Source organism: Streptomyces sp. EDA2-14, assembly GCF_054963755.1.
Genome location: NZ_JBUEGE010000005.1, coordinates 310,201 through 330,358 on the forward strand (window position 1 = coordinate 310,201; position 20,158 = coordinate 330,358).

The window sequence follows — 20,158 nt, forward strand, 5'->3', positions numbered from 1 at the left end:
GAAGTGGCGGCCGACGGCTGTTCGGGTGATGCTCCGGGGTGGGGGTCATGTACGCCGCACCGAGAGGACACGCCATGCCCATCTGCACGACGCGAGACGGTGTCGACATCTTCTACAAGGACTGGGGGCGCGGCCGTCCCGTGGTCTTCATCCACGGCTGGCCGCTCAACGGTGACGCGTGGCAGGACCAGCTGAAGGCGGTCGCCGACGCCGGATACCGGGGCATCGCGCACGACCGGCGCGGTCACGGCCGCTCGACGCCGGTGTACGACGGATACGACTTCGACACCTTCGCCGACGACCTGAACGACCTGATCACGCACCTGGATCTGCGGGACGTGACGCTCGTGGCGCACTCGATGGGCGGCGGCGAACTCGCCCGGTACATCGGCCGCCACGGCACCGAGCGGATCCAGTCCGCCGTGCTGCTGTCCGCGATCCCTCCGCTGATGCTGCAGGGCCCGGACAACCCGGAGGGTGTCCCGCAGTCCGTCTTCGACGACATCAAGGCGGGCATCCTGAAGGAGCGCTCGCAGTTCTGGAAGGACACCGCGGTCGGCTTCCACTCGGCCAACCGCGAGGGCACCAAGGTCACCCAGGGCAACAAGGACGCCTTCTGGTACATGGCCATGGCGCAGACCATCAAGGGCGGTGTCGACTGCGTCGACGCGTTCGGCACGACGGACTTCCACGACGACCTCAAGAAGTTCGACGTCCCGACGCTCGTCGTGCACGGCGACGACGACCAGGTGGTACCGATCGACGCCACCGGCCGCAAGTCCGCCGAGCTGATCGCGGACGCGGAGCTGAAGGTTTACGAGGGCGGCTCGCACGGCATCGCCCTGGTGCCGGGCGACAAGGAACGCTTCAACCAGGACCTGCTGGACTTCCTCAAGAAGTGAAGCGGCTCGCCGCCCGGCGCGCTCGGGCACGGCCTGTCAGCGCCGGGCGGCGGCCAGGGACTCGCGGGCCGTGGCGGCGACGTTCTCGGCGGTGAAGCCGTACTCCTGGAAGAGGGCATGGCCGTCGGCCGAGGCGCCGAAGTGCTCCAGGGACACGGTGCGGCCGGTGTCGCCGACGTAACGGTGCCAGGTCAGGCCGATTCCGGCCTCGACCGCGACGCGCGCCTTGATGGAAGGCGGCAGGACCGCGTCCTTGTACGCCTTGTCCTGCTCCTCGAACCATTCGACGCACGGCATCGAGACGACGCGGGTGGCGATGCCCTCCGCCTCCAGCCGGGTACGGGCCTCGACGGCGACGTGCACCTCGGAGCCGGTGGCGATCAGGACGACGTCCGGGGTTCCCGACGACGCCTCGGCCAGGACGTAACCACCCTTGGCCGCATCGGAGTGGGCCTCGTACGTCGGCAGGCCCTGGCGGCTCAGCGCCAGTCCGTGCGGCGCGGGCCGCTCGGTACCGCGCTTGAGGATCTCGCGCCAGGCGATCGCCGTCTCGTTGGCGTCGGCCGGGCGGACCACGTTCAGGCCGGGGATGGCACGCAGCGAGGCGAGATGCTCGACCGGCTGGTGGGTCGGGCCGTCCTCGCCGAGGCCGACGGAGTCGTGCGTCCACACGTAGGTGACGGGCAGCGACATCAGCGCGGACATGCGGACCGCGTTGCGCATGTAGTCCGAGAAGACGAGGAACGTGCCGCCGTAGATGCGGGTGTGGCCGTGCAGGGCGATCCCGTTCATCTCCGCGGCCATCGCGTGCTCGCGGATGCCGAAGTGGATCGTGCGGCCGTACGGGTCGGCCTCGGGCAGCGGGTTCCCGGCCGGGAGGAACGACGACGTCTTGTCGATCGTCGTGTTGTTCGAGCCCGCCAAGTCCGCCGACCCGCCCCACAGTTCGGGGATCACCGGGCCGAGCGCCTGGAGGACCTTGCCGGACGCGGCGCGCGTGGCGACCTTCGTCCCCGTCTCGAAGACCGGGAGCTCGGCCTCCCAGCCACCGGGCAGCTCGCCCTCCCGGATGCGGTCGAACACGGCGGCCCGCTCCGGGTTGGCACCCCGCCACTCCGCGAGCTGCTTCTCCCAGGCCGCGTGCGCCTCGGCGCCGCGGTCGAGCGCCTTGCGGGTGTGGCCGATGACCTCGTCGGAGACCTCGAAGGACTGCTCCGGGTAGAAGCCGAGGACGCGCTTGGTGGCGGCCACCTCGTCGTCGCCGAGCGCCGAGCCGTGTGCGGCCTCGGTGTTCCGCGCGTTCGGGGCCGGCCAGGCGATGATCGAGCGCAGCGCGATGAACGACGGCTTGTCGGTGACGGCCTTGGCCACCTGGATCGCCGCAAAGATCGCCTCGGGGTCCAGGTCTCCGTCGGCCCTCGGCTCGACCCGCTGCACGTGCCAGCCGTACGCCTCGTAGCGCTTGCAGGTGTCCTCGGATACCGCGGTCTCGGTGTCGCCCTCAATCGAGATGTGGTTGTCGTCCCACAGCAGGACCAGATTGCCGAGCCGCTGATGGCCGGCCGTCGACGACGCCTCGGCCGCGATGCCCTCCTGGAGGCAGCCGTCGCCCGCGATCACGTACACGTGGTGGTCGAAGGGCGACTCCCCCTCCGGGGCCTCCGGGTCGAACAGACCGCGCTCGTAGCGGGCGGCCATCGCCATGCCCACCGCGTTCGCGACTCCCTGCCCCAGCGGCCCCGTTGTCGTCTCGACGCCCACCGTGTGCCCGTACTCGGGATGCCCCGGCGTCCTGGAACCCTGTGTGCGGAACGCCTTCAGGTCGTCCAGCTCCAGGCCGAAACCGGCCAGGTACAGCTGGATGTAGAGCGTGAGGGACGAGTGACCGGCGGACAGCACGAAGCGGTCGCGGCCGACCCAGCCGGCGTCCGCCGGATCGTGCCGCATCACCTTCTGGAACAGGGTGTACGCGGCCGGGGCCAGGCTCATGGCCGTCCCCGGATGGCCGTTGCCGACCTTCTGCACGGCGTCCGCCGCCAGGATGCGCGCGGTGTCGACGGCACGCTGGTCGCGTGCGGTCCACTCGAAGTCTGTGGTGGTCGGCTGGGTGCTCACCCTGGCTCAGGGCTCCTTGTCAGGGGTTGGTCAGGACGTGTCTACGGTGTGCGGCGCCGGGTGGCCCGTCCCCCGTGGGCGGGCCACCCGGCGCTGGTGGAGGACCGCCTCAGCGGCGGATCTCCTTGATCTTCAGCATCTTCGTGATGACCTTGTCGAGCTCGCCGTCGTCGAAGACCTTCTTCCAGTCGTCCTTGACGATGGAGTCACGGCCGTAGTCCATGGCGATCAGGCAGGCGTCGGAGAACGGGTTGTCGCCCTTGAGGGTGTTGGCGAGGGCGACCTGGGTGTGGCCGAGGAGCATGGCGCGGGCGGCCTTCTCCGGGACGCCGACGGTGTGCACGGTCTCGTGCAGCGCCTCGTTGAGCAGGGCGCCGACCATGCAGGCGATGGTCTCGACGAGGGTCGGCTCCAGGACGGCGAGCTGCTTGACGGTGACCCAGTGGACGTCGACGACCGGCGCATACATGACGCGGATGACGGACCCGGCGAGCTCCTGCTTGGCCTCGTCGCCGCCCTCGTACGCGGCGACGACCTCCTGCGGGGCCGCGATGCCACCGAAGGTGTCGTCCAGCTCGGCCTGCGTCTTGCGCTGCAGGAAGACGGACGGGTGGCAGGGGTGGGCGCAGACGTAATGCACGTCGGCGCGGGGGTGCAGCAGGCCCGCGTAGGCGGCCGCCGGGTCGAGGGTGAGGACGACGGCGCCCGGCTTCAGGAGCGGGACGAGCTGCTCGGAGACCTTGCCGAGGACGATGTCCGGCACGGCCAGGATCAGGACGTCGGCCTGCTGGGCCGCGGCCTCGGAGTCGGTCAGCTCACGGCCGAGCGAGCGGATCAGCTCCTGGCCCTTGGGGGAATTCTCGGAGAAGAGGACGGTGAAGTCGCTCTCGACCAGGTTGTTGGAGACACGCTGGCCCATCTTGCCGGCGGCCCCGATGACGGCAACGGTCTTGTTGTTCTCGGCGGCCATGTTCATTCGCCCTTCAGGAGTGTGCTGATGCTGTGCTTGGTCCACTGGTGTTCGAGCTCGGCGGTGACGTCGAAGCCACCGTCCTGCCACGGGAGCCAGTGCTCCACGATCTGGTTGACCGACGCGGGGTCCGGGGCGTGGTCCCGGACGGCGGCGATCATCGACTGGTAGTCGAGGAGGCCGGTGCCGAGCGGGGCACCGGCGTAGGTGAAGCCCACCCAGCCGTCCCTGCGACTGAACGCGAAGTCCTTGACGTGCACGTTCACCACGTAGGGGGCGGTGAGCTCGACGACCCGGAACGGGTGTTCCAGGCGGGCCACGCAGTTGCCCGGGTCGACGACGATGCCGAGGCGGGGGCTGTCGACGGTGCGGACCACGTCGACGAGGTCGGCGGTGGCGACCTGCTCGTAGGTCTCCAGGCCGAGCGTGACGCCCTGCTCCTCGTACCGGCCGATGGCCTGCTTGAGGAGGGTGACGGCCTCGGCCGTGCCGGGCTTGTGGTCGGCGGTGTGCAGCATGGAGCGTACGAAGGTCACGCCGAGCCGCTCCGCGATGCGGAGGTAGCGCTCCAGGTGGTCCGGGGCGATGCCGCGGGTGCCGAGTTCGAGGGCGACGCCGAGTTCGGCGGCTGCCGCCCTGAGTTCGGCGAGCTGCGTGTCGTCGTAGGACTCGATCGGGGCGTAGTCGCAGATCTGGAAGACCTGGCCGCCGAGCCGGTGGATGTCCTGGAGCATGTCCAGGGCCGTCATCGGCTCGGGCGCCCGCGACGAGATGCGCCAGAAGTACGCGTAGGTGCTGATGCCGTACGCCATGTCAGGCCACCTCCGTACGGGAGTCGGTGGGGGTGATCTCGTCGAGGATGCGGCCGACGGCGGCCGGGTCGTGTGCGAAGCGGCCCAGGAAGAGGCCGCCGACGGAGCCGCCGAGGCGGGTGAGCAGGCCGGGGCCCGCGCTGCCGCCGTAGATCACGGTGGATCCGGCGTGCTGCGGGCGGGCGTCCAGCCACTCCCCCAGCGCCGCGCACACCGTGGTGATGTGCTCGGGCGAGGCCGGCTCGGGTGCGCCGATGGCCCACTGGGGCTCGTAGGCGAGGACGACGGTGCCGCGCATGCCGTACAGCAGGCGGGCGGCCTCGGCGACGGTGCGGCGCGCGGCCTCCTCGGGGTCCACCCGGTCGAGTTCGCCGACGCACAGGACCGGGGTGAGTCCGCTGCGCAGGGCGGCCGCGGTCTTCGCCGCGACGACCGTGTCGCCCTCCCCGTACAGGCGGCGGCGCTCGGCGTGGCCGACCTCGGCGTAGCGGCAGCCGATCTCCTTGAGGAACGGCCCCGACACCTCGCCCGTGTAGGCGCCCACGTCCTCCGTGGCGAGGTCCTGCGCGCCGACGTCGACGCCGCTGCGCGCGAGGATCCCGGCCACCGGCACGATCGCCGGGAAGGCGGGCAGCACGAACAGGCGCGCCTTGCCGCTGGTGACGGCCGGGTGCTGGTCGGCAAGCCGCACGATGCGGCGGGACCAGTTGAGGGTCTCGTGGTGGCCGAAGTACATCTTCAGGCTCACCCCGAGCAGGACGGGGGCGTTCATCAGGCGGCCTCGGCCCCGGCCTCGGTGGACACGGCCTGAGTGGACACAGCCTCGTAGTCGCTCATCAGCTGGACCTTGGCGGCGGAGCCGGACTGCTCGTCGAAGCGGTAGGTGAGCCACTCGGCGGCGAGCCGGCGGGCCAGTTCGAGGCCGACGACGCGCTGGCCGAAGGTCAGCACCTGCGCGTTGTTGGAGAGGATCGCGCGCTCGACGGAGAAGGAGTCGTGGGCGGTGACGGCCCGGATGCCCTTGACCTTGTTGGCGGCGATGGCGACGCCGAGGCCGGTGCCGCAGATCAGCAGCGCCCGGTCGGCCTCGCCGCGGGCGACGCGCTCGGCGGCCTCGATGGCGATGGTCGGGTAGGCGGTGTGGCCTTCGGCGTCCACGCCCACGTCGGTGACGCTGTCGACCAGCTCGCTGTCCTGGAGGTCCTTCTTGAGGGCCTCCTTGTACTGGTAACCGGCGTCGTCGCAGCCGATGACGATGCGGAGCTTGTCGGTCATGACCAACTTCCTTGACGGTGAGGGGTGTTCGGGTTCGTGCGGTGGTTCAGGCGGTCGCGAGGACGCCCGCCACGGCCCTGGTGATCAGGGCGAAGGAGTGGGCGCCCGCGTCGGGGGTGCCGAGCGCCTTCTCCGCGTGCGGGCGGGCGCGGCCCATGCGGGGCAGCAGGTCGGCGGTGGCCCGGGCGGCGTCCTCCGCGGCGGAGGCGGCGGTGGCCCAGGCGGCGGCGAGCCGGTCGTCGGACGCGGCCTCGGTGAGAGCGGCGGCGAACGGGACGAGCGCGTCGACCATCGTCTTGTCGCCGACCTGCGCGCCACCGAGGTCGCGTACGGCCCGGTCGGCGGCGGCGACGCCCTCGGCGACCCGCGCCGGGGTGGGGCGCCCGGTGTCGCCGATGGCGTCGCCGAGCGCGCGGAGCATCGCGCCCCACAGCGCGCCCGAGGTGCCGCCGGCCTCGTCGGCCCAGGCGTCGCCTGCGAGGCGCAGCGTGGTTCCGGCGCCGGCGCCCGCGGCGACCGCGCGCCCGGCCTCGGTGTGCGCGGCGCGGGAGCCGCGCCGCATGCCGATGCCGTGGTCGCCGTCCCCGGCGACGGCGTCGATGCGGCCCAGCTCGTCCGCGTGGGTGTCGACGGTGGACCGCGTGGCGGCGAGGGCCGCGAGCACGCGGGTGGCGGTGGCTCGGGAGTCCGCGTCGGCGGGCGGCGGGGTGTCGGCGGTGACGGCCTGCCGGGCGGTGGTCTTCTCGTACACGGGGGTGGCGGCGACGGCGCCCTTGCGGAAGGCGGGGGCGTCGGCGGGTGCCTGCCACAGTGCGGCGAGTTCGTCGTCGAGCCAGGTCAGGGTGAGGGAGACACCGGCCATGTCGAAGCTGGTGCACAGCTCGCCGACCTCGGGGTCGACGGCCTCGACACCGGCCGCTTCGAGGAGCCGGTTCACCTCCCCGTACAGCACGAACAGTTCCTCGTACTTGACGGAGCCGAGGCCGTTGAGGATCACTGCGGCCCGGTCGCCGCGCACCTGCGGGAGTTCGTCCAGGAGCTTGTCGACGAGGAGGGCGGCGAGGGTCTTGGCGTCGGGGATGTCCTGCTCGCCGATGCCGGGCTCGCCGTGGATGCCGAGGCCGACGGCCATGCGGCCCTCTGGGACGGTGAACAGCGGCTGTTCGGCGCCGGGCAGGGTGCAGCCGGTGAACGCGACGCCGAAGGAGCGGGTGCGCCCGTTGGCGCGGGTGGCCGTGGCGTGCACCTCGTCGAGGGTGGCACCGCGCTCGGCGGCAGCGGCGGCGATCTTGAAGACGGGGAGGTCGCCCGCGATGCCGCGGCGCTTGTGGGCCTCGTCCGTCGCCGCCGAGGAGATGTCGTCGGTGACGGGGAGGGTGCGGGCGGGGATGCCGCCCGCTTCGAGGCGCTGGGCGGCCTGCCCGAAGTGGAGGACGTCGCCCGCGTAGTTGCCGAAGGCGAGGAGGACCCCGGCGCCGTTGTCGGCCTCGGCGGCCACGTCGTGGATCTGGCGGGCGGAGGGCGAGGCGAAGACGTTGCCGACGGCGGCGCCGTGCGCGAGGCCCTGTCCGACGAGGCCGGAGAAGGCCGGGTAGTGGCCGGAGCCGCCTCCGATGACGACGGCGACCTGGCCGGGGGCGGTGCCGCCCGCCCTGACGACTCCGCCGGGGGCCGAGCGGACCCAGCGGCGGTGGGCGGCGACGAAACCGTCGAGCGCCTCGTGGGCGAAGTCGGCCGGGTCGTTGGCTATGCGGGTCACTTCGAGACCTCCGCGAGCTCGGGGTCCGTGCCGGTGCGGCGGCCACGGGAGGCGAGCGCGATCATCAGGGCGGCCGAGACCAGCATCAGGGCGCCGACGAGGAACAGGGGGACGTAGTAGGCGCCGGTCCAGTCGTGCAGCCAGCCGGTGACGTAACTGGCGGCGAATCCGGCGACGTTGCCCATCGTGTTGATGAGGGCGATACCGGCCGCGGCGGCGGCGCCGGTCAGGAACCGGGAGGGCACGGCCCAGAACACCGGCAGGGCCGCGAAGATCGCGCAGGCGGTCACGGTGATCACGGCGACGGTGGCGGTCGGCGAGTTCATGTACAGCGCGACGGGGATGGAGACACCGCCGACGACGGCCGGGACGGCGACATGCCAGGTCTTCGTGCCGCGCCGGGTGGCGTCGCGGGACCAGAAATAGAGGACTATCGCGGCCGGCAGGTATGGGATCGCGGTGATCCACGCCTTGTCCATCACCGAGAACGAGGTGCCGAACTGCTCCTCGAAGCCGCTGATGATGGTGGGCAGGAAGAACGCGAGGGCGTACAGGCCGTAGACGAAGCCGAAGTAGACGACGGACAGGATCCAGACGCGGCCGTTGGTGAACGCGGCGATGAGATCGGCCTTGCCGTGCCCGCTCTTCTTGCTCTCGGCGGCGCCGTCGTGGCCGGTCTTCTCGGCGTTCTCGGCCTCCAGTTCACGGGTCAGCCAGTCGGCCTCCTCGCGGGTGAGCCAGCCGGCGTCGGCGGGCTTGTCCTTGAGGTAGAACCAGCCGACCAGGCCGAGGACGATCGCGGGCAGCGAGACGAAGAGGAACATCACGCGCCAGCCCTCGAGGCCGAACAGGCCGTGGTGGCTGATCAGCCAGCCGGCGAGCGGGGCGCCGAAGACGGTGGTGAGCGGCTGGGCCAGGTAGAAGAGTCCGAGCACCTTGGTGCGGTGCCGCTGGGGCACCCACTGGGAGAGGAAGAGGATCGCGCCGGGGAAGAATCCGGCCTCCGCCACACCCAGGACGAAGCGCAGCCAGTACAGCTGCTCCGTGGACTGCACCCAGGTGAACAGCAGGGAGACGATGCCCCAGGTCACCATGATCCGGGCGAGCCAGCGGCGCGCGCCGAAGCGGTGCAGCGCCATGTTGCTGGGGACTTCAAGGATGATGTAGCCGATGAAGAAGACGCCCGAGGCGAATCCGTACTGCGCGGCGGTGAGCCCGAGGTCCTGACTCATGCCGTTCGACTCGGCGAACGAGACCGCGGTGCGGTCGAGATAGTTCACGAAGAACATCAGCGCCACGAAGGGCACGATCCGGACGGTGAATTTCCTGATCGCGGACTTCTCGACGGCTGACTGGCCGGCCTCCAGGGAAGGCAGGGCACCCATGGCGACTCCTCACTCGTGCCGGACTGCTCTGTCCGGCCGGGTCAGCGGCCCTGCTCGTCCCCGCGGCGATGCGCACGCAGGAGACGGGTGTCCCGAGGGCCTCATGACCTTTCGTGCGACTCACGTTAGCCCTGACTGGTTAATTGGTAACCAATTTACCGCCGTGTCGAGCCTCACAGTTTTCACCCCTCGGCAACCTCTTGACCTGCACTTTCGCAACTGATCTCATACGCGCCCGCGCCTGCGCGCCTTCCAAGGAGACCCACAGGTGCTTGCGTAGGTCGCCGCTGTGTTTGATGTACTTACGCGGTGACCAGTACGCCCGAGCCCCGCTCCGTCGCCCCGCAGTCCCCCGGACCCCGGTCCGCCGACTCCGGGGGCGACCCCGCCGACCTGTCCCGGCTCCTGCGCCCCGTGGTGCGCGAGTCGACCGTGACCGAGGTCGCCAAGCGGCTGCTCGACCACCTCTCCGCGGGCAACATCAAGCCCGGCACCCGGCTGCCCGCCGAGCGCAATCTCGCCGAGGCGCTGAACGTGGCCCGCTCCAGCGTGCGCGGCGCCCTCTCGGCACTGGATGTGCTCGGCATCATCGAGATCCGCCCCGGCTCCGGCTCCTACGTCCGCGAGGGCACGTCGGACTTCCTCCCGCAGGCGATCAACTGGGGGCTCATGCTGGGGCAGCGGCGCACCAGGGACCTGGTCGAGGTGCGGCGCTACATGGAGGGTGTCTCGGCCCGGCTCGCCGCCGAGCGCGCGCGACCCGAGGACGTCGAGCGCCTGGCCGAGCTGCACGCGGCGCTGCGCCGGGCGGGCGAGGACGGCGGCAGGGAGGCGTTCGTCGAGGCGGACATCGCCTTCCACCTGGAGATCGCCCACATCGCGGGCAACACCGTGCTGAGCGACATACTCCACTCCATCCGCGCCCTGCTGCAGGTCTGGATGGAGCGCGTCAACGACCTCGAGGGCACCGTCAGCGGGACCCTGTGCGAGCACGAGGCGGTCGTCGAGGCGATCCGCTCGCACGACCCCGACGGCGCGGACCGCGCGATGGCGGACCACATGCGCAAGGCGAACGAACGACTGGAGCGCACGGTGTAGTTGACGCCCGGTAAGGCGCCGACCACCCCGGCCCCGGCACAGGCGTCCGACACTCGACTGGTGCCTCGGTCCGGTGCGGTGCGGGCGGCCGTCGAAGGGTCACCGGGCCGACGGGCGTCCGCAGGCCCTGCGTCTGCGCCCTAGCGCTCGTCGCCAGGGAGTGCCTCGCGCCACCGCTCGGGGTCGATCCGGCCCCCGTACAGGGGCAGTTCGAGGGGCTCCTGGCCGGCGGTGAACGGATCCCAGACACATGTGAGACCCGCCGTGCCGTGCGTGCGTACCCGGCGGGCCCCGCCGAGGTCGAGGACGTCCGTGACGAGCTGGTCCGTGGCGGACTCGGCCTCCGCCCGCACCCGGCCCTCGGGGTCGACGACGAGACTGCGGCCGATCCCGTCCGGCTGTGCGGCGTTGACGCTGGCCATGGCGACCTGGTTCACGATCGCGTTGGCCCGCGCGAGGACGAGTTCCTGGGCGCGGTCGACGGTCGGGGTGCGCACCAGATTGAGGACCAGGTCGGCGCCCTGCCACGCCAGGTGGCGGGTGACCTCGGGGAACCACGCGTCGTAGCAGATGGACAGGCCCACGCGACCGTGGCCGTCCATGTCGAAGACCACGAACTCCGTGCCGGAGGCGGTGGTTTCGTAGGGCCGCCAGGGAAAGACCTTCCGGTACGCGGCGACGCGTTCACCCTTGGGCGAGTACACGGGGGCCGTGTTGTAGATGCGGCCGTCGTCACCGCGCTCGTAGACGCTGCCGGGCACCAGCCAGACACCGGTCTCGCGGGCGAGGGCGGCGAGCCGGGTGCCCCGGGGGCCGTCGAGCGGCTGGGCCGCCGCCGTCATCACCGCTTCCGGGTCCTCGTCGGGCCGGTGGCCGCACAGGTGCAGCTCGGGGTGGACCAGCAGCCGGGCGCCGGGGTGCGCGCGGGTGACGCGGCGGACGTCCGCCGCGAAGCCGTCCAGGGCGTCGTCGTCCGCGTGGTGGTACGCGGACGTCTGGACGAGGCAGAGCGGCAGGGGGCTGGTCATCGGCGGGAGGAACCTTCCGAACAGGGGCGTTAGGCGATGTGCGGGGCCCGCACGAGCCAATCAGCCCGCCACGCACGGGACAACCCCCTTGTTCCCTGCGGGAAGCACAGGGCTACCCTGTGGCCGCATGACGCTCACCCAACTGAGAGCCTTCGTCGAGGCGGAGCGGCTCGGGTCGTTCACCGCCGCCGCGCAGGCCCTGGACATGGCGCAGGCCTCCGCCTCCGAACTCGTGCGCCGGCTGGAGGCGGAGCTGGACGCCGAGCTGTTCGTCCGCGGCAGCCGCACCCTGACGCTGACCTCCGCGGGACAGGAGCTGCTGCCCTACGCCCAGCAGTCCGTGGAAGCCGCCGACAGCGGTACCCGGGCCGTGCACTCCCTCGGTTCGCTCGGCGGCGGCACCGCCACCTTCGGGGTGCTGCGCAACGCCGACTACTACCTGCTGTCGAACCTGGTGCAGCTGTTCCACGCCCGCTATCCGTCGGTGCGGGTACGGCTCGTTGGGCAGAACTCGGCGGAGACCGCGGCCGCCGTCGCGGCCGGGCGCATAGAGGCGGGCCTGGTCGTACTCCCCATCGACGACGAGGGGCTGCAGGTCACACCGCTCCTGCGGGACGAGGTGCACTACGTCAGCGCGAGCGAGGAGCGCACCCGTACGCCCGTGACCATCGAGGACTTCGCGCGGGCGCCCCTGGTGCTGTACGACGCCCACTACGGCTGGCAGGACCCGACGCGCCGTCAGCTCGCCGAGCGTGCCCAGTACGCCGGGGTGCGCGTCGACCCGCTGATCGAGCTCGAACACGTCGAAGCCGCCCTGAAGTTGGTGACGACCGGGGTCGGCGACACCATCGCCAGCCGCGCGGTCGTCGACAGCCCGGCCTTCCCCGCGGGCCTGCACACCGCCTCCTTCGCCGATCCCCTCTACGACACCATCGCGCTGGTGCGGCGCCGGGGACATCCGCTGTCCCGTGCCACCCGCGAGCTGGTCCGCATCGCCGAGGACACCCTGCGCGAGATCCGCACCGAGCGCAGCCTCTGAGGGCCCGCCTTCATGTGCAGGAAAACACGCGCTGGCCAGCATGTGCAGGAAAACCCTGTGGATACGACAGGACTCGCCCCTCTGGTCCTGTGGCACGACCCCGTCTAGCGTCCTCGCCATGCAGATCACGCACGACGAAGCCCAGGCACTCCCTCCCCTCCAGTGGCTCAAGAAGCCGTCCGTCGACGGACCGCCCGCCCAGCGCGACCCGAAGGTGGTCGAGCGCGTCTCCGAGATGCTCAAGGAGATCGAGCACAAGGGCATGGACGCGGTCCGCGCCTACGCCCAGGAGCTGGACGGCTGGTCCGGCGATCTGGAGATCTCGGCGAACGAGCTGAAGAAGTCCGGGGACGCCCTGCCCGCCGATGTCCGCACCGCCCTGGAGATGGGCTACGAGCGCACCCACCGGTTCGCCGCCGCCCAGCGCGAGCACCTGACCGACTTCGAGGTCGAGCTCGCCCCCGGCGTGAAGGGCGGCCAGCGGTACGTGCCGGTCTCCCGCGTCGGCGCCTACCTCCCGGCCGGCCGGTTCCCGCTGCTCGCCAGCGCGTTCATGACCGTCAACGTCGCCAAGACGGCGGGCGTGCCCACCGTGGTGGCGTGCACGCCGCCGTCCGGTGAGCACGGCGCCCACCCCGCGGTGCTCTACGGCGCCCACCTCTCCCGCGCCGACCGGGTGTTCGCCCTCGGCGGCGTCCAGGCGCTCGGCGCGATGGCCTTCGGTCTGCTCGGCGAGGCGCCGGTGGACATGCTGGTCGGCGCGGGCAACGCGTTCGTCACCGAGGCCAAGCGGCAGCTGTTCGGACAGGTCGGCATCGACCTGCTCGCCGGTCCCTCCGAGGTGGCGGTCATCGCGGACGACAGCGCCGACCCGGTGTGGGTCGCGGCGGACCTGCTGGGGCAGGCCGAGCACGGGCCCAACTCCCCCGCCGCGCTGGTCACCACGTCCGAGCGGATGGGCCGGGCGGTCGTCGCGGAGATGGAGCGCCAACTCGCCACCCTCGCGACCCGGGACATCGCCGGTCCGGCGTGGCGGGACTTCGGCTCCGTCATCGTCGTGGCGGACCGGGACGCGGCCGTCGCCGTGGCGGACGTCATCGCCCCCGAGCACCTGGAGATCCACACCGAGGACGACGACTTCTACCTGGAGAACCTCTCCAACTACGGCTCGCTCTTCATCGGACCGTGGTCCACCGTCGCCTACTCCGACAAGGGCATCGCCGGCACCAACCACGTGCTGCCGACGGGCAAGACCGCGCGCTACAACGCCGGCCTGTCGGTCTCCCGGTTCCTCAAGCCGCTGACGTACCAGCGGGCCGCGAAGGAGGGCACGGCGGCGCTCGCCCCCGCCGTCGAGCGGATCTCCGCCTTCGAGGGGCTCGCCGCCCACGGCGCCACGGCGACCGTGCGCATCGACCGGATCGGCCGCACCTCCGGCGCGTTCGACTCCGTCCCCGCCGCGCTGCGCGAGCAGCTCTGACCGTCACCGTCGGCGCCGGGCCGGGGGCGTCCCCGCCCCCGGCCCGTCCATCGTCCGGGACGCCGCGCACACCTCGGGCGCGGCGCGGCTCCCCTCTCGTACGCGAGCCAAGGATCCTCATATGGAACACCCCTCCTCAGAGCCGTCGGCCGCCACGGGCGCGACGCTCACCCAGGGCCTCAAGGGCCGCCAGATCACGATGATCTCGATCGGCGGTGTGATCGGCGCCGGGCTCTTCGTCGGCTCGTCGGCCGCCGTGGCCACCGCGGGTCCGGCCGTGATCGTCTCGTTCCTGCTGGCCGCCGCGCTGGTGGTGCTGGTCATGCAGATGCTGGGCGAGATGGCCGTGGCCAACCCGGACACCGGATCCTTCTCCACGTACGCGGACCGGGCGCTCGGCCGCTGGGCCGGGTTCTCGATCGGCTACTTGTACTGGTGGTTCTACATCCTCGTCATCCCCATCGAGGCCATCGCCGCCGGGGAGGTCGTCTCGGGGCTCACCTCGATCCCCAGCTGGATACCGGCGCTCGCCGTGATCCTCGTGCTGACCGGGAGCAATCTGCTCGCGGTGCGCAACTACGGGGAGTTCGAGTACTGGTTCTCGCTGATCAAGGTCGTCGCGATCGTGGCGTTCCTGGTGCTCGGGGCGCTCGCCGTGTTCGGGGTGCTGCCCGGTTCCGACACCCATGGTGTCTCCAACCTGTGGAGCCACGGCGGCTTCGCCCCGCAAGGTGTCACGGCGATCCTGGCCGGGCTGCTCACGGCGATGTTCAGCTTCCAGGGCAGCGAGATCGTCACCATCGCGGCCGCCGAGTCCGAGGAACCGCGCAAGAACATCAAGAAGGCGATCCGCGCGGTGGTCTGGCGCCTGGGGCTCTTCTACCTCGGCTCGATCCTCGTCGTGGTCTGCCTCGTGCCCTGGAACGCCGACGACCTGGCGGCCGGTTCGTACCAGGCCGTCCTGGACCGGATGAACATCCCGGGCGCCTCGCGGATCATGGACGTGGTGCTGGTCGTCGCCGTGTGCAGCTGCCTCAACTCGGCCGTCTACACGGCCTCGCGCATGCTGTTCTCGCTGGCCGGGCGGGGTGACGCCCCGGCGGCCTTCGCCCGTACCTCGTCACAGGGCGTGCCGCGCAACGCGGTCCTCGCCTCGACGGTCGTCGGTATCGCCGCGGTGATCGCCAACTATCTGCTGCCGGACGTCTTCTCGTACCTCATCGCCTCCAGCGGGGCGATCGCGCTCATGATGTACATGGTCATCGCGCTGACCCAGTACGCCGTGCGCCGCAAGGGCGGGACGCCGACCGACGTGCGCATGTGGGGCTTTCCCTGGCTGACGCTCGCCACCATCGCGTTCATCGCCGGGGTGCTGGTGCTGATGGCCGTCCTGCCGGGACACCGGCTCGAACTGTGGCTCTCCCTCGGGCTCGCCGCGATCCTGGCCGCGGTGGGAGTGGTGCGCCAGCGGCGCCGATCCGAACCCGTCACGGCCACCGCCGAGCCCGTACGCGCCGCCTCGGGATCCTGACGGGTCAGCGGGCCTCGGCGTGGGTCGCGCGCGGGACGAACTCGGTCGGCAGGACGAGGCGCTCGCCCGCCGCGTCGACCTCGCCCGCGATGCGCCGGGAGAGCAACCGGGCGGCCTGGCAGGCGAGTTCGCCCAGATCGTGCCGCACCGTGGTGAGCCGGAAGACCTCCCAGGCCGCCATGGGCAGGTCGTCGAAGCCGATGACGGTGAGGTCGTCGGGGACCTTGACACCCGCAGCGAGCGCGGCGTTGAGCACACCGATGGCCACCACGTCGTTGCCGCAGAACACGGCGGTGGGCGGCTCGGCCGCCGCGAGGAGCGAGGGCAGCGCCGCGTACCCGGTGTCGAACTCGAAGGCGCCGCGCACCACGCGGTCCTCCGGCAGCCCGATACCGGCGTCGGCGAGGGCCAGCCGGAAGCCCAGTTCGCGCTCGCGGCCGGTCGTGGTGTTGGCCGCGCCGAAGATGCCCGCGATGCGGCGGTGGCCGAGCCCGACCAGCTCCTGCGCGACGAGGCGGCCACCGCCCTCGTTGTCGACGACGGAGGCGAAGTCGCCGGGCCGGCCGGTGTCGCGGTTGAGGAAGACGTAGGGCATCCCGCGCCGCTCGAGCAGCCCGGGCAGGCGCGAGTCGGTGGTGGCGGTCGCGAGGACGACACCGTCGAGGGACTGGTCCAGGAGCTTCTCTTCGGCGACTTCCTCGTCGGAGTGCTCGGTGATGAGCATCATCCGGTAGCCCAGCTGCCGCAGCTCGTCGTGGAGCGGGGCCACGACGTGCGGGTAGAACGGGTTGGTCATGTCGGTCACGATGACGCCGACGCGCCGGGTGGCGCGGGTCGACAGAGTACGACCCGCCTCACTGGGTACGTAGTTCAGCGCACGGGCGGCCTGCTTGACCTTCTCGCGCGTGGCCACGGACACCCGGGGGTCGTCACGCAGGGCGCGGGACACCGTGGGCTGCGAGACACCCGCGAGCCTCGCCACGTCGTGACTCGTGATCGCCATGACTCTCCCCTCGTCGACTCCGGCCACCAGTATACGTATGCCTACCTGCCGTTCTGCGGGAGCCGTGGACTCCCTCCGCAAGTCGGCTGCAAACAAACCCTTGACAGACACCCCTCCCGGAGCCTGTCATGGCAATGCATACGTATTCCACGTTGCTTGACCGTACTGCCCCGTCCCGACCAGGGAGCCCCCATGCCCGATGTCACCGTGACCACCCCCGAGCTGGAGCACCGCACGGTTCGCCGCAGTGACTTCGTCTCCTGCAACCAGGCCTTCATCGACTGCCGTACGCCCGGCTCGGACCGGAAGGAGAACTACGCCATGATCGGGCCGGGCGTCTCGCAGGCCGCCGGTCAGCACGTCAATCTGCGTCTGCCGCACGGCTACAACATCGGCGCCGCCGCCATGCCCCACGGCATCACCAACAACCTGCATCTGCACTACACCGCCGAGGTGTTCATCTGCACGGCGGGCGAGTACCTGCTGCGCTGGGGTGTCGACGGCACCGAGGGCGAGCTGCTGCTGAAGGCCGGGGACATCGCGTCCGTGCCCACCTGGATCTTCCGCGGCTTCACAAACACGGGCCCGGACGACGGCTGGCTGTTCACCGTCCTCGGCATGGACCACACCGGCGGCATCATCTGGGGCCCCACGGTCCTGCGCGAGGCCGAGCAGCACGGCCTGTACCTCAGCTCCGACAACCAGCTGATCGACACGGTCGCCGGGGACACCCTCCCGCCAGAGTCCGAGCGGGTCACGCCCATGGCCCGGGAGCACATCGACCGACTGCGCCACTACACGCCCGAGGAGATGCGGCGCCGGATCGCCGCCACCGACGACCTCCTGTGGTCCGAGCACCCCTTCATCGACAGCACGCTGCCCGGCGGCGGCGCGCGCCTGAGCTGCGTCATCGGGTACGGCATGACCGAGGACCCGCACCAGGATCCGCGCATCTTCAACCCGCACGGCCACAACCTCGCCTGGCTGCGCGCCGAGCCCGGCCAGGGTGTCTCGCAGCACCGTCAGCAGGAGACCCAGACGCTGATCGTCAAGGACGGCCTCTGGGAGGTCACCCTCAACCGCACCGACCCGGTCTCCGTGCGCCTCGGCCCGCGCGACATGCTCTCGGTGCCGCAGGACGCCTGGCGCACCCTGCGCAACGTGGGTGAAGAGGAGGGCGACCTCCTGGTGGTCAACTCCGGCGACGGACGGGTCCGGCTGGAGTGGGACGAGGAGGTCCTCAAGGCCGCCGCCGACGCGGGCCTCGGCCTCGACCACAACGGGTACGTCGCCCCGTACGCGCTGCTCCCCCGCTCCGCGCGGCGCTGGTGACCGGCGTGCCGCTCCCCCTGGTCGTCGTCCCCGGCATGCTCTGCGACGCGAGCCTGTGGTCGGACGTGGCCTTCCCCGAGGGCCACGCCGTGCACCACGTCGCGCTGCAACGCCCGGACATCGGCGCGCTCGCCGAGGACGTGCTCGACGCGGTGCACGGACCGTTCGTGCTCGTCGGACTCAGCCTCGGCGCCATCGTCGGGTTCGAGGCGCTGCGCCGGGCGCCGGAGCGAGTGGCCGGGCTGTGCTTGATGGCGACGAACGCCGGCGGGCCGCGACCCGAACAGCACGCGGCGTGGCAGGAGTTGGACGACCTGGTCATGGCCGGCCGGTTCGCGGACGTCGTCGAGCGGACGCTGCCGGACATGTTCCCCGACCGACGGCCCTCCGCGGCGGGCGCCGAGCGCTACCGCCGCATGGCCGAGGCCGTCGGCCCCGACGCCGCGCGCAGCCAGCTCGCCGCCCAGGCCACCCGCCAGGACGCGTTCGAGGCACTGCGCTCGGCACGCTGCCCCTCTGTGGTACTCAGCGGCGGCCGGGACACGCTCTGCCCACCCGCCTTCCACCACGCCATTTCCGAGGCCTTGCCGCAGTCGCGTCTGCACGAGCTGCCCGACGCGGGACACCTGGTGCCGTGGCAGCGACCGGACGCCGTGAGTGCGGCGCTGCGGGACGTCGCCACAGCCGTCACCGCCGCCCAGCCCCCTTGCCTGCCCCCTGATCGAAGCGAGACGAAAAGAGCCGCCATGCCTGGATTCCCCCAACCCCCCGATCCGACCGCACGGGTGACCGTCGCCGGTACGGATCCGGCCGACCGAGTACGAGATGCGGAGGCGGGCGCATGACGGGCCGCACCGAAGCACCTCTCGCCGGAAGGACCGCGCTCGTCACCGGGGGCGGCAGCGGCCTCGGCCGGGCCATCACCCGGTCCCTGCTGGCGGACGGCGCCCGTGTGGTGATCACGGGGCGTGACCTGGACACCCTGAAGCGCACGGCCGACGAGCTCGGGCCCGGGGTCGCCCCCCGGGTCTGCGACGTGTCCCGCCCGGAGGACGTCGACACGCTCGCCGACACACTCGCCGACGAAGAGATCTCGATCCTGGTCAACAACGCGGGCATCGCCGGTCCCGTGGCACCGCTGACCGAGATCTCGGCCGCGGAGTGGGACGAGGTGTTCGACATCAACGTGCGTGGTGTGTTCCTGATGTGCCGGGCGTTCCTGCCCGCCATGACACGGCGTGGCTCCGGCGATGTCATCAACGTCGCCTCGGTGTCGGGCAAGCGGCCGCTGCTGCGGCGCACCCCGTACTGCGCGTCGAAGATGGCGGTCATCGGTCTGACGACGACGCTTGCGGGCGAGGTCGGCCCCCGGGGCGTCACGGTCAACTCCCTGTCCCCCGGCCCGGTTTCGGGGCCGCGCATGGAGCGCAACTTCCGCCTTGAGGCCGAGCGCACGGGCGGCAGCTACAGCGAGGCCGAGGAGGCGTTCGTGTCCCGTGCCGCGCTCGGGCGGATGGTGACCGAAGAAGAGGTCGGCGAGGCGGTGAGCGCGATGCTGCGGATGCGCGGCATGTGCGGCGCCGACATCGACCTGTCGGCGGGGATGGTGGCGCGATGACGGCTCCACGCACCCCGCGCCGCAGCCTCAAACAGCGCCTGGCGGACGGCGGACCGCCGCTGCGTGGAGCGTTGCTGCGGCTGCCGTCGGAGACGCTGGTGGAGATGGCCGGCGTCGCGGGCCTCGACTACGTGGTGATCGACTGCGAGCACGGCCCCGCGGACATGGCGCTGCTCCAGCAGCACATCACGGCGGCGCAGGCCCACGACCTCGACGTCCTGGTCCGCGTGGGCACCCATGAACCCGCGCTGGCGCTGCGCGCCCTCGACCTGGGCGCGGCCGGTCTCGTCCACCCGCACGTGGACGGCGCCGAGGACGCCCGGCGGGCCGTGGCCGCGAGCCACTACCCGCCCCTGGGCGAGCGGGGCTTCGCCACGTACAGCAGGTCGGGAAGGTTCGGCACGGTCTCCGCGGCCGAGCATGTGGCCGCGTCCCGCGAGACGCTGGTCGTGGCGATGATCGAGACGGAGCGCGCCTGCGCGGCCGCCGAGGCGATCGCCGGTACGGAGGGCGTGGACGCCGTCCTGGTGGGCCCCGCCGATCTGGCGGCGGACTGCGGCTTCCCCGCCCGGGCCGTCGTCGACGCTCTGATGGAGCAGGCGCACCGGGCGACCGCCAAGCACGGGCGGGCGGTGATGTCGATCGTGCCGGGTCTGGAGGCGGCCCGGTCCGCCGAGGCGGCCGGAGCGCGACTGACGGTCTTCAACATGGCACATGTCCTGATGGACACCATGTCCGCACTCGCGACACCCACCGAGTCCGCGCAGGCCGACTAAACGGCTTTGCGGGGCCGTCAGCGGGGTGGTTTCCG

18 protein-coding genes are annotated in these 20,158 nt (G+C 71.6%); 9 read left to right on the plus strand and 9 right to left on the minus strand.

Translation table 11 applies throughout. The features are described 5' to 3' along the window. Positions 1-74 precede the first annotated feature (74 nt). Entirely contained in the window at positions 75-902 is an 828-nt protein-coding gene (locus tag ACY34M_RS16955) for an alpha/beta fold hydrolase (protein ID WP_462716928.1), read from the plus strand. A gap of 36 nt (positions 903-938) precedes the next feature. Here the strand turns inward: ACY34M_RS16955 and tkt are convergent, their stop codons facing one another. The 7 genes from tkt to ACY34M_RS16990 all read right to left on the minus strand — a co-directional run bounded on the left by tkt (position 939) and on the right by ACY34M_RS16990 (position 9,218). Beyond that, a complete protein-coding gene (tkt, locus tag ACY34M_RS16960; protein ID WP_462716927.1) occupies positions 939-3,017 on the minus strand; it encodes a transketolase in 2,079 nt (692 codons plus the stop codon). 109 nt (positions 3,018-3,126) lie between these two features. Further along, positions 3,127-3,993 (minus strand): phosphogluconate dehydrogenase C-terminal domain-containing protein, encoded by an 867-nt coding sequence (locus ACY34M_RS16965; protein ID WP_462716926.1) that lies wholly within the window; start codon positions 3,991-3,993, stop codon positions 3,127-3,129. Beyond that, complete coding sequence (locus tag ACY34M_RS16970) at positions 3,990-4,799, minus strand: sugar phosphate isomerase/epimerase family protein (RefSeq protein ID WP_462716925.1); 810 nt, start codon at positions 4,797-4,799, stop codon at positions 3,990-3,992. The genes ACY34M_RS16965 and ACY34M_RS16970 overlap by 4 nt, the downstream gene beginning before the upstream one ends. Before the next feature lies 1 nt (position 4,800). Then, positions 4,801-5,571, minus strand: a complete 771-nt coding sequence (locus ACY34M_RS16975) for a triose-phosphate isomerase family protein (RefSeq protein ID WP_462716924.1) — start codon at positions 5,569-5,571, stop codon at positions 4,801-4,803. Further along, positions 5,571-6,074, minus strand: a complete 504-nt coding sequence (locus ACY34M_RS16980) for a ribose-5-phosphate isomerase (protein WP_462716923.1) — start codon at positions 6,072-6,074, stop codon at positions 5,571-5,573. The genes ACY34M_RS16975 and ACY34M_RS16980 overlap by 1 nt, the downstream gene beginning before the upstream one ends. A 46-nt stretch (positions 6,075-6,120) precedes the next feature. Then, positions 6,121-7,833 carry a dihydroxyacetone kinase family protein gene (locus ACY34M_RS16985; RefSeq protein ID WP_462716922.1) on the minus strand — a complete coding sequence of 571 codons (1,713 nt, stop codon included), beginning with the start codon at positions 7,831-7,833 and terminating at the stop codon, positions 6,121-6,123. Continuing rightward, positions 7,830-9,218, minus strand: a complete 1,389-nt coding sequence (locus ACY34M_RS16990) for an MFS transporter (RefSeq protein ID WP_462716921.1) — start codon at positions 9,216-9,218, stop codon at positions 7,830-7,832. The genes ACY34M_RS16985 and ACY34M_RS16990 overlap by 4 nt, the downstream gene beginning before the upstream one ends. 393 nt (positions 9,219-9,611) lie before the next feature. On the opposite strand from ACY34M_RS16990, the gene ACY34M_RS16995 reads away from it, so the two are divergent. Next, complete coding sequence (locus ACY34M_RS16995) at positions 9,612-10,316, plus strand: FadR/GntR family transcriptional regulator (protein ID WP_462717202.1); 705 nt, start codon at positions 9,612-9,614, stop codon at positions 10,314-10,316. Between the two features lie 140 nt (positions 10,317-10,456). On the opposite strand, the gene ACY34M_RS17000 is transcribed toward ACY34M_RS16995, so the two are convergent. After that, positions 10,457-11,344 carry a carbon-nitrogen hydrolase family protein gene (locus tag ACY34M_RS17000; RefSeq protein ID WP_462716920.1) on the minus strand — a complete coding sequence of 296 codons (888 nt, stop codon included), beginning with the start codon at positions 11,342-11,344 and terminating at the stop codon, positions 10,457-10,459. 127 nt (positions 11,345-11,471) lie between these two features. On the opposite strand from ACY34M_RS17000, the gene ACY34M_RS17005 reads away from it, so the two are divergent. The 3 genes from ACY34M_RS17005 to ACY34M_RS17015 all read left to right on the plus strand — a co-directional run bounded on the left by ACY34M_RS17005 (position 11,472) and on the right by ACY34M_RS17015 (position 15,394). Then, positions 11,472-12,383 carry a LysR family transcriptional regulator gene (locus ACY34M_RS17005; protein WP_462716919.1) on the plus strand — a complete coding sequence of 304 codons (912 nt, stop codon included), beginning with the start codon at positions 11,472-11,474 and terminating at the stop codon, positions 12,381-12,383. A 118-nt stretch (positions 12,384-12,501) separates the two neighbouring features. Then, entirely contained in the window at positions 12,502-13,863 is a 1,362-nt protein-coding gene (hisD, locus tag ACY34M_RS17010; protein WP_462716918.1) for a histidinol dehydrogenase, read from the plus strand. A 121-nt stretch (positions 13,864-13,984) separates the two neighbouring features. After that, positions 13,985-15,394, plus strand: a complete 1,410-nt coding sequence (locus ACY34M_RS17015; protein WP_462716917.1) for an amino acid permease — start codon at positions 13,985-13,987, stop codon at positions 15,392-15,394. A gap of 4 nt (positions 15,395-15,398) precedes the next feature. On the opposite strand, the gene ACY34M_RS17020 is transcribed toward ACY34M_RS17015, so the two are convergent. Beyond that, positions 15,399-16,397, minus strand: coding sequence for a LacI family DNA-binding transcriptional regulator (locus ACY34M_RS17020; RefSeq protein ID WP_462716916.1), 999 nt, complete (start codon positions 16,395-16,397; stop codon positions 15,399-15,401). Positions 16,398-16,589: 192 nt separating this feature from the next. On the opposite strand from ACY34M_RS17020, the gene ACY34M_RS17025 reads away from it, so the two are divergent. From ACY34M_RS17025 to ACY34M_RS17040, 4 genes are read left to right on the plus strand one after another with little or no spacing between them, the layout of a single operon-like run. After that, complete coding sequence (locus tag ACY34M_RS17025) at positions 16,590-17,729, plus strand: cupin domain-containing protein (RefSeq protein ID WP_462716915.1); 1,140 nt, start codon at positions 16,590-16,592, stop codon at positions 17,727-17,729. Between the two features lie 5 nt (positions 17,730-17,734). After that, positions 17,735-18,574: an alpha/beta fold hydrolase gene (locus tag ACY34M_RS17030; protein ID WP_462716914.1), complete on the plus strand. Its 840-nt coding sequence runs from the start codon at positions 17,735-17,737 to the stop codon at positions 18,572-18,574. Continuing rightward, positions 18,571-19,347, plus strand: coding sequence for an SDR family NAD(P)-dependent oxidoreductase (locus ACY34M_RS17035; RefSeq protein ID WP_462716913.1), 777 nt, complete (start codon positions 18,571-18,573; stop codon positions 19,345-19,347). Before ACY34M_RS17030 ends, ACY34M_RS17035 begins: the two co-directional genes overlap by 4 nt. Then, entirely contained in the window at positions 19,344-20,123 is a 780-nt protein-coding gene (locus ACY34M_RS17040; protein ID WP_462716912.1) for an HpcH/HpaI aldolase family protein, read from the plus strand. Before ACY34M_RS17035 ends, ACY34M_RS17040 begins: the two co-directional genes overlap by 4 nt. Positions 20,124-20,158: the final 35 nt, after the last annotated feature.

What these genes read in the sequence shown, in the direction of transcription:
- ACY34M_RS16980 (WP_462716923.1), bottom strand. Translation starts at nt 6,074, where the DNA reads ATGACCGACAAGCTCCGCATCGTCATCGGCTGCGACGACGCCGGTTAC.
- ACY34M_RS17035 (WP_462716913.1), top strand. Translation starts at nt 18,571, where the DNA reads ATGACGGGCCGCACCGAAGCACCTCTCGCCGGAAGGACCGCGCTCGTC.
- ACY34M_RS16955 (WP_462716928.1), top strand. Translation starts at nt 75, where the DNA reads ATGCCCATCTGCACGACGCGAGACGGTGTCGACATCTTCTACAAGGAC.
- ACY34M_RS17025 (WP_462716915.1), top strand. Translation starts at nt 16,590, where the DNA reads ATGCCCGATGTCACCGTGACCACCCCCGAGCTGGAGCACCGCACGGTT.
- ACY34M_RS16990 (WP_462716921.1), bottom strand. Translation starts at nt 9,218, where the DNA reads ATGGGTGCCCTGCCTTCCCTGGAGGCCGGCCAGTCAGCCGTCGAGAAG.
- ACY34M_RS17040 (WP_462716912.1), top strand. Translation starts at nt 19,344, where the DNA reads ATGACGGCTCCACGCACCCCGCGCCGCAGCCTCAAACAGCGCCTGGCG.
- ACY34M_RS16970 (WP_462716925.1), bottom strand. Translation starts at nt 4,799, where the DNA reads ATGGCGTACGGCATCAGCACCTACGCGTACTTCTGGCGCATCTCGTCG.
- hisD (WP_462716918.1), top strand. Translation starts at nt 12,502, where the DNA reads ATGCAGATCACGCACGACGAAGCCCAGGCACTCCCTCCCCTCCAGTGG.
- ACY34M_RS16975 (WP_462716924.1), bottom strand. Translation starts at nt 5,571, where the DNA reads ATGAACGCCCCCGTCCTGCTCGGGGTGAGCCTGAAGATGTACTTCGGC.
- ACY34M_RS17000 (WP_462716920.1), bottom strand. Translation starts at nt 11,344, where the DNA reads ATGACCAGCCCCCTGCCGCTCTGCCTCGTCCAGACGTCCGCGTACCAC.
- ACY34M_RS17015 (WP_462716917.1), top strand. Translation starts at nt 13,985, where the DNA reads ATGGAACACCCCTCCTCAGAGCCGTCGGCCGCCACGGGCGCGACGCTC.
- ACY34M_RS17005 (WP_462716919.1), top strand. Translation starts at nt 11,472, where the DNA reads ATGACGCTCACCCAACTGAGAGCCTTCGTCGAGGCGGAGCGGCTCGGG.
- ACY34M_RS16965 (WP_462716926.1), bottom strand. Translation starts at nt 3,993, where the DNA reads ATGAACATGGCCGCCGAGAACAACAAGACCGTTGCCGTCATCGGGGCC.
- ACY34M_RS17020 (WP_462716916.1), bottom strand. Translation starts at nt 16,397, where the DNA reads ATGGCGATCACGAGTCACGACGTGGCGAGGCTCGCGGGTGTCTCGCAG.